We start from the raw sequence: 15,570 nt of genomic DNA on the forward strand, positions 1-15,570 counted from the left end.
TTTGCCCGTTCACTGGGTATAAAACACCATTATTGTCCAACAGCGCAGCGAGCAAACTGCTGCTAAATAACGCTCTAAACACTAGCCAATGACGGCCCAATATCTGTCACAATCACAAGCAAATATTGCCGTACAACAGGCTATTCTCGCTAAGAATATTATCGATTCCAGGGAGGAAAAACCTAAAACCCAGCAATAAAATTAAGCCGCATCTCAGGTACATGCAACATAAGCCACTCAATCACAACACATTGACAAAATAAAATGTGAATTTAATTCAATATAAATCAATAAGTTAAAATCAGAAGATTACCGAAAGGTTAAAAGCTCCCATTCCTAATAGAGTGTTTGACATCAACAAGGGGTTACCAACACCAAACGCTTGAGGAAATGCACCATGTTTACCAATGATAAATTAACTGAACTCAATGACACGATTTCTCGTGTGACTAAATTAACAGACTCATTGTCTAAATATCCTAACGCGGTAAAAATACCACTGCGTGTTGAAGCTGAAACCCTAGCCGACTCATCATCGACGGCGGTGATGTTTGATGCCACTTTTGATGCCACTTCAGCAAACCAGAATGGCAAAATGGCTGTAGTAGATAACTTACAAATTCGCACCTTACTCAATGTGATTAACGCGATTTCAGAAGCGATATTTGTGATTAACTCCGCTGGCGTTATTGAGATGATTAATCCGTTAGGCGCTAAATTATTCGGTGCTCCAGCTGAAATGTTAATTGGTCAAACCTGGACCGATTATCTACAAAGTCCTTTTAAAGATGAGTATCAATCTTTATTTGACCTGTGGAACAACGCCAGCGATCAAAGCAATAAAGTGACTCAGTTTAACCATGGGCCTAAAGAAATTATCATTAACCGCGCCGACAGCACGTTGCTCGAAGCCGATTTATCATTGTCATGTTTACCGTCAATACAAATAGGCTCGGAGCCATTATTTATTGGCATTATGCATAACCTGACTTCGCACAAAGCCGAATACAATAAACTGCGCCACTTAGCGCATACCGACAAATTAACCGGTCTTGCCAATCGACATGCTTTTGATGATGCCCTGCAAACCAACTGGAACGACAGCATTAATCACGACCAACCGCTGTGTTTAATCATTATCGATGTCGATTATTTTAAAATATTTAACGATCAGTTTGGCCATGTTAACGGTGATAAATGTTTGCAAAAAATTGCCCAAGTACTGGCAGACGTGCTCCCCTCTAACAATGCCATGGCTGCCCGTTATGGTGGCGAAGAATTTGTGGTTATTTTACCTAACAGCAACCCGTTAACAGCAGAATATATAGCTAAAAACATTCAACGCCGTATTAACCAGTTAACCTTTACCGACATAGGGTTACCTGCACAAACTAAAATCAGTGTTAGCCAAGGCATCGCCTGTGAACGCAGTGGCCAATACCGCACGCCAACCGCACTGGTTTGCGCCGCAGACACAGCACTTTACCGCGCTAAATCAACCGGCCGTAACCGCATCAATATGAGTAGCTAACGCTAACTGAATAGTAAGGTTAAGCACAAGCTTGGTAAGCAGCAATACCACTGTTTGCATTGGCTTGCTGAGCAAGTTGATACTCAATAGGCGTGGCAAAGTGCCCATCCCAATGCTGTAATTTAGGCAACATGAGCCGATGCCATAATGGCGGAATAAGCGTAATAACAAAGGTACTAAGATAGCCACCAATCATTTGCGGTGCCTGTGGATATGGCAATAATTGATGATAAGGCAATTGCCCTTGAGCATGATGATGCGAATGGCGGGTTAAATTAAACATCGCCCACGAACTCACTCGTTTATTTGTATTCCAAGAATGGTGCGCCTGTACTGGCGAATTAACGGCTCGCACTAAGCCATAATGCTCCATATAATTAACTATCTCTAAGGTCGCTTTAGCCCATAACCCCATTAGCACAAAAAAGCTTAATCCCTGCCAACCCGCCAGCCAGAACACCCACAGCATAATGACTAAGCTCATGGCATAGCCTCTTAACGCTTTATTATGCCAACTCCATACAGCAAGCTGCTTACGCAACAGCCTTTGGCGTTCAATATGCCATGCACTTATGTTGCCTTTAATGGTCGATATAACAATGTGCGCATAGACATTACGACCACGAGGCGCAGTGGCGGGATCGTCCAAGGTACTGACATATTTGTGATGCCCATACACATGCTCAATGGCAAAGTTAGCATCAAAGCTAAATGCCAATAACCAGCGACCAATCAATAATGACACCGGCTGCCAAGTTCGATGAGTTAATTCGTGCCCAGTAATGGTGGCCATTACCCCAACCACTAAGCCCAAATAAATCACCATCACCCCATACTGAACCACGCTGGTATTTTCACGCGCGAGTAACACATCATAACCACTAAGACTGCTGACCCAAGCCCCATATTGACCAATATCTTGACTGGCAAATTGCCAGCAGCACACAAATACCAACATCACGGTTAAGGGCAACGCCAGCCATAACTGCCACGTCAGTAAAGCTGTAAAGCGATAGCTTGGCGCTTGTACATCATCACCAAATATCATATCGCCGCCTAAGTACACCGCTACCCAAATGGCAAAACCCATACTAATGTACGACTCACCTAAAGTAATACTGGCAATGGCGATCAGCGCCATAAGGTGAAGCGACATAAACTTAAGGTACTTAAACATTAACATCTCCTCACTCTTGCGGTTCATCAGCCAACTGACGCTGAAGCAGATTAACCTTAATATTGACAGCAGATATTGGCATGCTTTGACACGCCAAAATCATTCCTTGAGCGATTGCTTTGGCTGACAGCACATAAGCACTGTCGGTTAATTGTTTAACCTCACCGGACACTAACTGGCACCGACAAGCGCCACAACTGCCAACCTGGCAATGATGGGGAAAGGCAATATTGGCTGCCAGTGCCGAAGTTAAAATAGTGTGTTTTACGCTGGCTTGCTCAACCACAAGGGCGTCATTAATGGTTAAGCTCACTGCTTTGGCGGTAAACATCGACAACATATACAGTCCTTTAAAGGTTAAAGGTTTACTTTACGCCAGCAGACAAGCTAGCAAAGAGGGGGAGATGGACATAAAGGGGTCATTAATAGACAAGTACGGATAAATCCATTACAACTGATAAACAGGATTGCTATAAAAGCCATTGATAAGGATGCTATGCAGCCACTGCCGATTTTTTACTTAAACCAAGTTTACCAACAGCTGCGCCAGTGGGACTGTAATGTTAATATCTGGCTAGCTCATAATGGTATGACACTTGAGCAATTACAAGACCCGCACTATCAAGTAAGTTTTGATGATTATCAACGCCTAATCGCCTCTGCCATTCACCTTTCGGCCAGACCAGACTTAGGTTTACATGTGGGTAATCGTATCGGTATTAACACTCATGGCATGATGGGATTTGCCATGCTTAACAGCAGCACTCTCAAACAAGCCATTGAGACATTAAAGCAGTTTATTAACACCCGTACGCCGCTGGTTAAGATAAGCATCCACGAAACGACCAAGGCTTTGGTTGTTACCCTTGAAGCAGTTCAACCACTGGGCATGATACAGCAACCCTATATGGATGCTCTTTTAGTGACCCTGACTAAGTTGTTACAACAACTCACGCCGCAATCGTCACCATTATGCCAGGTGAATATCAGTTTTGCGCCACCCAGTTATTGGCAGCAGTACGCAGAATTATTTAAGGCTCCGGTTCATTTTAATCAAGCTAAGACCCAGCTAATGTTAACCCTAGCATCAATGACACAACCTCTTGATATGGCCGACCCCAGCTCATTTATGCAAGCTAAACAATGGTGTATTAACGAACTTAAGCAGCTTAACGGTCAACAAAGTTTGAGCGACAAGCTATACCAGTATTTACTGCAAAGCCCGGTGCCATTGCCAAGCTTAAGCGACACTGCAGCGCATTTTCACATGACACCTCGCACGGTACATCGCCATTTAGCCCAACAGCAAAGTAGCTATAAAAGTATTGTGGCGTCGGTAAATCATCAGATTGCCAAGCACTACTTGTCACAATCTCAAGGCAGTATTAAACAACTTTCCTATCAATTAGGCTATGTGGATGTAGCTAATTTTCGCCGAGCATTTAAGCGCTGGCAAGGTACCACGCCAAGCGAGTACCGCCTGCAGCAAAAAGCGCACCCTGCAATATGAATGTTAAGATGATAAAGTCTGGGTTGCTCATATGACTTGAGCAGCTTAAAACCTATGCTGATATCTTTTAATGTAAATAATGATCAATAAAAAAACCCTTTTTTAATTTGGCTACGTTTACACTCTTAACAGACCCATTTAAACCTGTATTCTCACAGCATTAAGCTAACCATTAGCGGAGTCATCAATGAATAAAACTTTACTTACCAGCATTATCTCTGGCGCATTATTTACCTTAACCGCCAGCAGCAGTTTATCCACGGTGCAAGCGGCCGAGCTTAGTTTCGCAAATATTGAAACCGTGGGAACCAGCACCATAGAAGCGTCTGCAGACATGGCTATCATCAATGTTGAAGTATTAGTCGAAGCCGATAGCGCTAAAGCGGCTAAAGATCAAGCCGACCAAGCGGTCAGCCAATTTATGCAGCGTTTACTCAAAGCGGGTGTTGATAAAAAACACATTCAAAGTGCTAATTTGCAACTCAATCCACAATACATGTATGTGCAAAATGAACCCCGTAAACTAACCGGCTATAGCGCAAGTCGCCAAATGACAGTCACAGTTGTGGATCTGAACAGCTTAAATGAATTACTCGACAGCGCTTTAGTAGAAGGCATTAATAACATCAGTAATATACAGCTAAAATCCAGCAAAGAAGCCGATATTATTGAGCAAGCACGCCAAGCTGCCATTGTGGATGCCAAGCAAAAAGCGCAATCGTTAGCCAAAGGCTTTGGTGAAGAAATTGACGGAGTATGGCAGGTGAGATACTTTCCGCAACAATCAAATCAACCAGAAATGTACCGCGCCAGCATGAAAGTAAGTTCAGATGTCGCGCAAACTTATCAGCAAGGCCAAGTGACAATTAGCGACAGAGTCGAAGTGGTATTTAAACTGAAATAACCACTGTAATAGCCACAAATACAACGGCAACAAATACTGCAGCAACAACAAACAGGCTCAACGGCATCCGTTGAGCCTGTTTCAATTTAGCACCAGCGAAACCATTAACGCATCCAACTGTTTAACATACAGAACAGCAATATAAAAACCTCACCAAACCCGTCATCTCAACAAGTTAAAAAACACTCCAAACAATTGTTTAATAGCAATTAAATTTATGAGTTTTATTTATCTTCATTAAAAATGATCTAGGTCACAATTGAGTATCGCCCAGCAAATTAAACTGGCTACATTGTATATGGCTATTGTAAATGGCTGTTAATACGACTAGGGAGGCGAGAGAAAAGTTATCAAGATGGACCTGCATGACTGACAGTTCTCCCCCTCTATAGACACAGTCGATCTGCGCTTTGGTCGCTCAATAAAGCCCTCATCGTCGTATTCTCAATGGCAGCAAAACCTAGCCAGTGACTCAACCAATTAGAAGGTATTGCAATGATAGATATCACTATCGACGGCATATCGTTATCGCTGCCTCAGGCAGATAACTTATTAAAAGCTGCCACTGACGCCGGTATTAATATCCCCAGCTTGTGTGATTTTTCCCACAATCAAGCCAAACAGCACTGTAACTTATGCCAAGTACACATAAAAAATAATGATGGCAGTTTACGATGTGTTCGCGCATGTGAAACGTCGCTTGAAGCGGGTTTAGAGGTGATAACTCGGTCGAGCGCTTTAAGCAAAATCCGTCAAGATGCACTTAAGCATATTCTCAGCGACCATTTTGCCGATTGTGAAGCCCCTTGCCAAACTGCCTGTCCTGCGGGCGTTGACGTGCAGTCTTATCTGTATCATATCGGCAGAGGTGAGCATAAAGAAGCGGTCAAAGTCATCAAAAAAACCTTACCTATGCCACTGTCAATTGGCCGTGTCTGCCCTGCTTTTTGTGAAGCCCAGTGTCGCCGAGGGCTTGTTGATGAACCTGTGGCGATTCGCCAATTAAAACGTCATGCCGCAGATTTAGATTTACATGATCTAGAGTCTTATGTACCACCAAGAGCACCGGCAACCAATAAGCGTATTGCCATTATCGGCAGTGGCCCTGCGGGGCTAACTGCCGGTTATTATCTGTCTAATAATGGTCACGATGTCACGATTATGGAATCAGCAGCCAAAGCGGGCGGCTGGTTACGTTACGGCATCCCAGAGTACCGCTTACCCAAAGACATTCTGGATAAAGAAATTGAACTACTCACTCGCAACGGACTTAAGATACAAACTGGCGTAGAACTCGGTCGTGACATCAATCTACACGATTTAGTCGCCAATTATGATGCTGTTTGCCTCGCCATTGGCGCACAAAAAGCGGTGCCAATGAATTACCCTGGCAGCGATTTAGCAGGCTGCTATTTGGGTGTCGACTATTTACGCGATTATTGCACCAACAAGACATTGATCACTGGCAAAAAAGTCGCCGTTATTGGTGGGGGTAACACCGCAATTGATTGTGCCCGAACCGCTGTGCGCGATGGTGCTGATGTGACCTTAATCTATCGCCGTAGCCGCGATGAAATGCCCGCTGAACCCTATGAAATACATGAAGCCGAAGTCGAAGGGGTTAAGTTTCACTTTCTTACCAATCCAATTGAAAACCACAGTGATGACCAAGGCCGAGTCAAGTCTGTGACGTTTGCTAAAATGGCGCTCGGTGAGCCCGATGCATCAGGGCGACGCTCGCCTAAAGCCACCGGTGAAACCTTTGAAGAAGCTTTTGATACCGTTATTGCGGCGGTATCTCAACAGGTGGATTTAGACTTTTTAGAGCAACCAGAAAACCAAATCGACACCGGTCACCTTGCCCTCACCCGCTGGCATACTTTTCTTGGTTGTGAGCAAACCATGTCTGCAGGAGTGGAGAAACTGTTTGTTATTGGTGATTCTCGCACCGGCCCAGGAACCGCCGTGGGTGCGGTGGCCGATGGCCGAAAAGCCGCTGAAGCAATTGAAGGATTACTCACTGAGGGGTTAACCTGTCATTTACAGCCTCAAGATTTTAACTCCACAAAAACCGATAACACGGCGTCATTGTCTGCTGACTTATACCCGGGCACCGTTAAACGTTCGCGACTAAAAATGCCTGAGCTAACGCAATTAAATCGCGCACTGAACTTTGGCGAAGTTGAGCTAGGCTTTATTGCCGATGAGGCAATAAAAGAAGCTATGCGCTGTTTAGAATGTGCTTGCCAAGCTAATACCGCTTGTCAGTTACGTGACTATGCAACCGAATATAAAGTCGATGGCAAAACTCTAGACCAAACCCAGGCGCGTAAATTTAAAGTCGATAACAGTGCACCTTTTATTACTTTTGATGCCAATCGTTGCATCAGTTGCGGAGCCTGTATTGACGCCTGCCATCAGCAAAGTGGTCATAATGTTATCGCTTTTGAAGCCAATAGCTATCAAGCACTTCCTGATGCTACAACCGCAGGCATTAACCGCAACGCCCCTCGTGTTGGCTTTACTGCATCGATGAATGACAGCGATTGTGTGCAATGTGGTAACTGCGTACAAGTCTGCCCCACAGGTGCTTTGGTTGATGCCCGCGATAAAACCCAAGGCAGCGATAGAGCGTTAACCAGAACCTCAACCGTGTGCACATATTGTGGCGTTGGTTGCCGGGTTGAACTGCATGTCGACCAAAGCAAAAATCACGTTATGCGCGTCACAGGCGATACTCACTCACAGGTGAATGAGGGGATGCTGTGTGTTAAAGGACGCTCTGGATTTGACTTTTTAAACAGCCCTAAACGTCTTACCACGCCATTAATTCGTAAAAATGGTCAGCTACAACCCGCCACTTGGAGCGAGGCCATTCGCTATATTGCCGAGGAACTGCAACCGATTAAAGATGCCACTGGGCCAAGCAAGTTTGCCGCATTATCTTCGGCTAAATGCACCAATGAAGAAAACTATTTAATGCAGAAATTGACCCGCAGCATCATGGGTACCAACAATATAGATCATTGCGCGAGACTGTGTCATTCATCATCAGTTGCCGGCTTATCCGATACCCTTGGTGGCGGAGCCATGACCAATGATATTCCCAGTATTAAAGACTCAGATGTGATTTTTATCATCGGCTCCGATACCACCAGCGCCCACCCTATTATTGCCTCGCATATTAAACGAGCCGTCAATCAACACGGCGCGCGCTTAATTGTGGCCGACCCAAAAAAAACCACTATCGCAGACAGCGCCCATTTATATGTCTCACATAAACCGGGCACAGATGTGATGTTACTCAATGCCATCATGCAGCAAATTATCATCAATAACTGGCAAGATATGCACTACATCAATAGCCGTATTGAAGACTATCAATTGCTTAAGCAAGAAGTGATGAAGCCAGATTATAACTTAACCAATGCGGCGTTAATTACTGGTGTAAGGGCAAAAGATATTGCCACTATGGCAAAAATGATCGGCACCGCAAACAAAACGGCCTTGTATTACGCCATGGGCATCACCCAGCATACCTCGGGTTATGACAACGTGGTGTCTACCTCTAACTTACAACTACTGTGTGGCAATATCGGCGTCAATGGCGGCGGGCTAAATCCGTTGCGCGGCCAAAGTAACGTTCAAGGTGCTTGTGATATGGGCGCCTTACCCAATTATTATCCCGGCTATCAAAAAATTAATGACCCGATTCATCAAGCTAAGTTTGCTAAAGCTTGGGGCAATACTTCGCTTGATCCAAACATAGGATTAGCAGCGACAGAAATCATGCAAGCAATTGTCAAAGGCAAAATCGATGCACTGTATGTTTTAGGTGAAAATCCAGTGCTAAGCGATCCGGATCAAGCCCATGTGATCGCCGCACTATCCAAAATCAAATTTATGCTGGTGCAAGACATCTTTTTAACCGAAACCGCCCAAATGGCTCATGTGGTATTACCCGCAACCGCCTTTGCCGAAAAAGATGGCCATTTCACCAATACCGAACGTCGGGTACAACAATTACGGGTGGCGTTAACTCCACCAGGAGATGCGCTGGTAGACTGGAAAATAATCCAAATGATTGCCAATAGCCTTGATGCAGACTGGCATTACCACAGCACCAAAGATATTTGGCAAGAAATTAACCAGGTTACCCCGCAATACCAAGGGTTAACCTGGCAACGCCTTGAACACAAGGTAGATGGTTTACAGTGGCCGTGCCTTGATGAAAACCATCCTGGCACACCGATTTTACACACAGAGACATTTTTACGCGGCAAAGGCAAAATGATCCCAGTGAGTTACCGTCTCCCTGTCGAAATGCCCGATAGCGAGTATCCATTAACCCTGTCAACAGGCCGTTTGCTGGAACAGTTCCATACTGGCACCATGACGCGCAAAACCCCGGAACTGGATATTAAAGGTGCGCCCAGAGTGATGATATCGGTTTTTGATGCCGAGCAATTGGGTGTCAATAACGGTGATATGCTAACACTGAGCACTCGCCGAGGAGAAATAGAGATAGCCGCCTTTGTCACTAAGCGAGCTCAGGTAGGAGTATTATTTTTACCGTTTCACTTTGCCGAAGCGGCAGCCAATAAGCTGACCATCAATGCATTAGATCCGATTGCTAAAATCCCTGAGTATAAGGTGTGTGCAGTTAAAGCAGAAAAGTCACTACGGCCAAGTACGACGAGCTTGGCCTAACCGCTAGTGTCTTAGTGAATTAAAGCGCAGAGCGCTTAAAAGCGAAGCCTAGATCGCTGCGACGAAGTCACGCTCTAGCAGTGACGAAGTCACGCCCTAGCAGCGAAGCGACTCTATCAAGACGCCGTCTTTTTACTTAACGCAATAACAACAATGGAATATGACTTTTACTGATCATCCGTGTGGTATTACTCCCAACAAAAAACTCACGAATACGTGAATGGCCATAAGCCCCCATGACCATTAAATCAATTTGGTGTGCGAGTTGATAAGCTTCAAGAGCCGTTTGCACCTCGCCCTGACAAACTGCGGTTGTCACCTCAAAACCAGCCTCAATAAGAGAGTCGGCAACTGAGGTCAATTCGATTAGCGCTTGAGACTGATTATCAGACACCATGACTAAATGACATTCGAGCCCTTTAAGTAGTGGGCTGCTAATCACTCGTTCAAGCACGGTTTTCGAAGTAGCACTGCCATCATGGGCAATCATAAAACGGCTTGGCATTGTAAACTCAGCCATCACCACTAAAATCGGCTGCTTAAGCGTGCGAATAACACTTTCTAAATGACTGCCAATCGCTTGCGCCTGATCTTGATGTTGCTCACCTTGACGACCAATAACCACCAGTCTGGCATCGGCTTCCTGCTCTAGTAGCGTTTCCACTAAATCCCCATGGCGCTGCAGTGTTTGCACCACCACCGAAGGTTGTGCAGCAACAATACTGGTTTGAGCATCTTGGAGCATATATTTACCTTGTTCGAGCGCGAGTTTACTCATGCGTCCTTCAAGCTCAACCATTTCAGCCAGCAGATGCTCACGACTCCCAAGGCCAATATTTCCCGACAAATTTAACTCTGTCGGGTAGGCAGACTTATCCAATACATGTAATAACGTCACCGGGGCATGCAACTTCATCGCCGCCCACCCACTAGCATCAGATACCGCGTGTGTGGCTTTTGAACCATCAATACAGGCAATCACATTTGTCATCATTATTATCCTTTTATGCTGTTGCTATGGGCTTAGTGACCAGACATCATTTTTTCAACGTCTTCCGGTTTATCATGCACACCAAATTTATCAACTATGGTCGCGCTGGCAGCGTTAAGGCCAATTATCTCAACTTCAGTCCCTTCACGGCGGAATTTAATCACCACTTTATCCAGAGCAGATACGGCGGTAATATCCCAAAAATGTGCTTGAGATAAATCAATCGTCACCTTATCAACCACTTCTCTGAAATCAAATGAGTTACTGAACTTATCTGCTGAGGCAAAAAAGACTTGGCCAATAATGTGATAATGACGCCCGGTTTCTGCAGTAGTGTCGCTGCTTTTAACCACCATAAAACGGCCCACTTTATTGGCAAAGAATAATGAGGCAAGTAGCACCCCCACAAATACCCCAATCGCTAAATTATGGGTAGCGACAACGACAACTACTGTGGCAACCATCACAAGATTGGTCGATAAAGGATGATGTTTAAGGTTACGGATAGAATCCCAAGAGAAGGTTCCAATAGACACCATGATCATCACCGCGACAAGTGCTGCCATCGGGATCATTTTTAACCAGTCCCCCAGAAATACAATTAACACTAACAGAAAAAGACCCGCCGAAAATGTCGACAAACGCCCACGACCACCAGACTTAACGTTAATAATTGATTGACCGATCATGGCACAACCCGCCATACCGCCCAGTAAACCCGCACCGATATTGGCAATACCCTGGCCTTTACATTCGCGGTTTTTATCACTTGGGGTATCGGTTAAGTCATCAACAATAGTTGCTGTCATCATCGATTCCAATAAACCAACAACCGCAAGACCAGCAGAATAAGGCAAGATGATCATTAAGGTTTCAAGGGTCAATGGCACTTCTGGCCAAAGGAAAATCGGTAAGGTATCTGGCAACTGCCCCATATCGCCTACGGTACGGATATCTAATCCCATATACACCGCAAAAATGGTTAAGCCAACAATACATATTAAAGGTGACGGCAAGGATTTTCCGATCACAGGGATTAATGGGAATAAGTAAATAATCCCCAGTCCAGCTGCGGTCATGGCGTACACATGCCACGTCACATTTGTAAGCTCAGGTAACTGCGCCATAAAAATCAAAATGGCCAGTGCATTCACAAAGCCGGTCACGACCGAACGCGAGACAAATCGCATCAAACTGCCCAGTTTTAAGTAACCTGCTGCAATTTGGAACAGGCCGGTCAATAACGTCGCCGCTAATAAATACTCAAGACCATGCTCTTTAACTAAGGTCACCATCAATAGCGCCATAGCGCCAGTCGCGGCCGAAATCATGCCCGGACGACCGCCGGTAAACGCAATCACGACTGCAATACAGAAGGAAGCATATAGGCCAACTTTGGGATCCACCCCGGCAATAATCGAAAAGGCAATCGCTTCAGGAATTAACGCCAGCGCGACAACAATACCGGCTAATAGGTCTCCACGGATGTTAGAGAACCACTCTTTTTTCATGCTTTGTATCATGTGTTTTACTCTGTTTTAATGTTAGCCAATATGCCAATAACAGATGTGAACGCCAGACATATCTGCGCGTCAGCAGTGAAATTAACTCATTAATGCGACAAAATGATATTGGATAATGATATACAACAAAAACTACCAACAAGGCAGCAATTACGGACGGATCTTAGTGATCCAAATAGGGGAGGAAAAACTAATGCGGCTTAATATTCATTACGGAAAGACAACCTCTTTAATATATGTACATTAAGCTTAAAATTTAATAAACGCGCACTGCATAAAAATGCAGCGGCAAGTATAAAGGGTTGCTTAGGTAAAATCAAAGCGTTTACAGGGTAACCCCACGGACACAGCGACTGAATGAGAGCCGAGTTAGCGCGGTAAAGTACCACAAAACTCAGCTATCACCTTTTAAGGCTCAACTGATAATACCCAACGCTATGGTGAAGAGGTAACCGCAATTTTTTCTGAGGTGAATTTGTTGTACGCAACGATTAAGCCGAAAGCCATTAATACTGAAACACACTCTGAAATAGAACCCAGTAACCGGAATGCTTCGTAAGCAGAGCCAGGAATTAATGTTGAATCAGTTGAATCGAAATTTAGTACGACTAGAAACACAAATGGCAACTGTATCAAAGCAGCAGCCTTAACATTAAAGGGAGGCCGAGGAACAATCTTCTTAAATATCAATAAAATAAACAAAGTTGCCAGCAGCCGAATCGAGGCATCATAACCCGCGATTAATAAGTACTCCCAGCTGTGACTATTCAAATCGGGCACTAATAGAAGATAATCGATTACCGGCGAATATTTTACCGATAGTTGAAATGCTAGTGAGTTCGCATATAACACTAAAACACTAGCGACTAAACAAGGTAAATACTTCATATATGCTGTCCATAGTCACAATATTGTACACATCCTTGCTAACGACTTGCGGTTTCTGCGCCTAAATTAACATCACTCTTTAGCATCAACACCACTAAATAGATCAAACCAAATAGCGGTACAATTGATAATACAGCGCCAAGCACACCAGCCAGAATCGGCGATTGTGTTTTACGACGACCAATAAAATAACTGATAACACCCACTACCAATGCGAAAATAACAATTAACTGACCAACCAGCGTTGCATTAACATTCATCAAAAACTCTCCTTGTTGTTTTATACCTAATACAGCCTAAATTACCTCTAGCAAACTGTCGCAAGGCATTCATTAACAAGCATGTTACATTTGCTCGCAATTTGATGTAAAGCAATCAATCTTATTACTTAACAATAAACCGTGGGGGATCAAGGGTGATATGCATAACAAGGTTTACATTGAGTGATATTATCATCGCTATAATCACACTCTAATTCCTCGCTAAACACCCCAGTAAACTTGCCATTTCGGACAATTATCGGTAGTTTTACAGCATTGAACGACGCAAAAATAATAACAAAGGATTACGGATGGGAAACATACTTTGGGTGGCCTCTTACCCTAAATCGGGTAATACCTGGGTGCGTGCATTTTTAGAAAATTACATTCAAAATCAAGATCAGCCAATCGACATCAATACCATGCACACCATTTCGACAGCGGAATCGGCTGCGCACCGTTATCGACCTTATTTACCCAAAGATAAAACGGCCACCACCGAACTGACTTTAGAAGAAATTAGTGTACTGAGGCCACAGGTTCAGGCTGATATTGCTCACCAAGCCAATGGCACTACATTTGTCAAAACCCACAACTACTTGGGCGAATATAATAGCCAGCCACTGCATAATTCGACGGTAACATCAGGGGCAATTTATGTGGTCCGTAACCCGCTAGATGTGGCCATTTCAATGGCCAATTACTTTGATTACACCATAGATGAAGCCATAGCTTATATGGCAGAAGAAATGACTGGCACACCAAATGAAGTACCACATGTGCCGCAAATCATTACCTCTTGGTCTATGCACGTGTCTAGTTGGACCGCCGATGATGCTTCAAAGTTGATTTTACGCTACGAAGATATTTTGGATGACCCCAAAAAAGCCTTCAGAAAAGTGGAGTCATTTTTAGGCTTGAAAAAGGATCCTGTTAGATTAAAAAATGCCATTAAGCACTCTTCTTTCGCACAACTAAAAGCCCAAGAAAATAAACGCGGCTTTGTAGAGAAACACGAAAATGCTAATGCCTTCTTTAGAAATGGTGGCAAGCATCAGTGGAAAACTAAACTCACGACTGAACAAGTGCAAAAAATTGTCAACACGCATTACGAACAAATGCAGCGCTTTAAATATTTGCCTGCTGGTATGAAACCATTATAGAAAATAACAGTAGGATAAATAAGTCACTTATGGCTAAATCATCCTTATAAAAAAACGTCCTATGCCATCTGGCATAGGACGTTTTTGTTATAGATTCTATATGGTATCTCAGCGCTTAACTGGGTTTACGGTAAGCCATAATCAGCAATACAATGCCAGTGAATAAAAACGGTAAGCTTAACCATTGTCCGGCACTGAGTATTGATTCATGGTAGGCCGCTTGACTGACTTTAACGCTTTCAATCGCAATACGCGCACTAAAGACCGATACTAAAAACACGCCAAATATCGCACCGTGCTTTTGCTTCATATTGGTATATTTATAAATGGCGTAAAGGCCAACAAATATCAATAAATAAGCAAACGACTCATACAGTTGCGCAGGGTGACGCGGTATCATATCAATCCGCTTGAAAATAATGCCCCATGGCTGCGTGGTTGGATCACCTATAATCTCTGAATTAGCAAAGTTTGCCAAACGCACAAAAAAGCCAAATATGGCAGTCGCGATCGCTAAACGATCAAGTAAAAATAAAAACGGTAACTTCACTTTGCGCTGGTAATAATACAAGGCCAATATCGCCCCTAGTCCACCACCATGGCTGGCAAGTCCCCCTTCCCAAATGGCGAAAATTTTCAACGGATGTGCCAAGTAATAACTCGGATCGTAGAAAATACAATGGGCTAAACGCGCACCAACAATAATGCCGACCACACAATAAACCAGCAGGTTGTCGAGAGATTCAACATCTAAACCCTCTTTTGTGTAAATGCGCTTCATCACTTGAAAGCCAGTCGCAATCGCTAATGCAAATAACGCCCCATACCAATGAACCTTTAACCCCATGAACGAGATCAGCACAGGGTCAAGATCCCAAATGATGTGTTCCAAATTACCTACTCCAATTGCTGC

The 15,570-nt window shown here is 44.1% G+C and carries 12 protein-coding genes; 5 read left to right on the forward strand and 7 right to left on the reverse strand.

The window, feature by feature from the left end; all coding sequences use genetic code 11:
* Window positions 1-397 precede the first annotated feature (397 nt).
* Window positions 398-1,531: a sensor domain-containing diguanylate cyclase gene (locus H5123_RS07200; protein WP_182697510.1), complete on the forward strand. Its 1,134-nt coding sequence runs from the start codon at window positions 398-400 to the stop codon at window positions 1,529-1,531.
* A gap of 19 nt (window positions 1,532-1,550) precedes the next feature.
* On the opposite strand, the gene H5123_RS07205 is transcribed toward H5123_RS07200, so the two are convergent.
* Together H5123_RS07205 and H5123_RS07210 are read right to left on the reverse strand one after the other, a co-directional pair.
* Window positions 1,551-2,708, reverse strand: coding sequence for an alkane 1-monooxygenase (locus H5123_RS07205; RefSeq protein ID WP_220487571.1), 1,158 nt, complete (start codon window positions 2,706-2,708; stop codon window positions 1,551-1,553).
* Between the two features lie 10 nt (window positions 2,709-2,718).
* On the reverse strand, window positions 2,719-3,048 hold the full coding sequence (locus H5123_RS07210; RefSeq protein WP_124015536.1) for a 2Fe-2S iron-sulfur cluster-binding protein: 330 nt from the start codon (window positions 3,046-3,048) through the stop codon (window positions 2,719-2,721).
* Window positions 3,049-3,204: 156 nt separating this feature from the next.
* Between H5123_RS07210 and H5123_RS07215 the strand changes: the two genes are divergently transcribed.
* The 3 genes from H5123_RS07215 (at window position 3,205) to fdhF (ending at window position 9,832) form a co-directional block, all read left to right on the forward strand.
* Window positions 3,205-4,218 (forward strand): AraC family transcriptional regulator, encoded by a 1,014-nt coding sequence (locus H5123_RS07215; RefSeq protein ID WP_182697512.1) that lies wholly within the window; start codon window positions 3,205-3,207, stop codon window positions 4,216-4,218.
* A 187-nt stretch (window positions 4,219-4,405) separates the two neighbouring features.
* A complete protein-coding gene (locus H5123_RS07220) occupies window positions 4,406-5,122 on the forward strand; it encodes an oxidative stress defense protein (RefSeq protein ID WP_124015534.1) in 717 nt (238 codons plus the stop codon).
* Between the two features lie 495 nt (window positions 5,123-5,617).
* Window positions 5,618-9,832 carry a formate dehydrogenase subunit alpha gene (gene fdhF, locus H5123_RS07225; protein WP_182697513.1) on the forward strand — a complete coding sequence of 1,405 codons (4,215 nt, stop codon included), beginning with the start codon at window positions 5,618-5,620 and terminating at the stop codon, window positions 9,830-9,832.
* Between the two features lie 136 nt (window positions 9,833-9,968).
* Here the strand turns inward: fdhF and H5123_RS07230 are convergent, their stop codons facing one another.
* The 4 genes from H5123_RS07230 to H5123_RS07245 form a co-directional block, all read right to left on the reverse strand.
* Window positions 9,969-10,823, reverse strand: coding sequence for a universal stress protein (locus H5123_RS07230; protein ID WP_182697631.1), 855 nt, complete (start codon window positions 10,821-10,823; stop codon window positions 9,969-9,971).
* A gap of 32 nt (window positions 10,824-10,855) precedes the next feature.
* On the reverse strand, window positions 10,856-12,346 hold the full coding sequence (locus H5123_RS07235; protein ID WP_182697514.1) for a SulP family inorganic anion transporter: 1,491 nt from the start codon (window positions 12,344-12,346) through the stop codon (window positions 10,856-10,858).
* A gap of 435 nt (window positions 12,347-12,781) precedes the next feature.
* Complete coding sequence (locus H5123_RS07240) at window positions 12,782-13,234, reverse strand: hypothetical protein (RefSeq protein WP_182697515.1); 453 nt, start codon at window positions 13,232-13,234, stop codon at window positions 12,782-12,784.
* Window positions 13,235-13,272: 38 nt separating this feature from the next.
* The gene (locus tag H5123_RS07245; RefSeq protein WP_124015530.1) at window positions 13,273-13,494 is read right to left on the reverse strand and encodes a hypothetical protein; all 222 of its coding nucleotides are present in this window, start codon (window positions 13,492-13,494) and stop codon (window positions 13,273-13,275) included.
* Window positions 13,495-13,805: 311 nt separating this feature from the next.
* On the opposite strand from H5123_RS07245, the gene H5123_RS07250 reads away from it, so the two are divergent.
* Window positions 13,806-14,657 (forward strand): sulfotransferase domain-containing protein, encoded by an 852-nt coding sequence (locus H5123_RS07250; protein WP_124015529.1) that lies wholly within the window; start codon window positions 13,806-13,808, stop codon window positions 14,655-14,657.
* A gap of 115 nt (window positions 14,658-14,772) precedes the next feature.
* Here the strand turns inward: H5123_RS07250 and lgt are convergent, their stop codons facing one another.
* Window positions 14,773-15,549 carry a prolipoprotein diacylglyceryl transferase gene (gene lgt, locus H5123_RS07255; protein WP_124015528.1) on the reverse strand — a complete coding sequence of 259 codons (777 nt, stop codon included), beginning with the start codon at window positions 15,547-15,549 and terminating at the stop codon, window positions 14,773-14,775.
* Between the last annotated feature and the right edge of the window lie 21 nt (window positions 15,550-15,570).

Source organism: Shewanella sp. SR43-4 (genome assembly GCF_014163845.1).
Taxonomy (GTDB): Bacteria; Pseudomonadota; Gammaproteobacteria; order Enterobacterales; family Shewanellaceae; genus Shewanella; species Shewanella vesiculosa.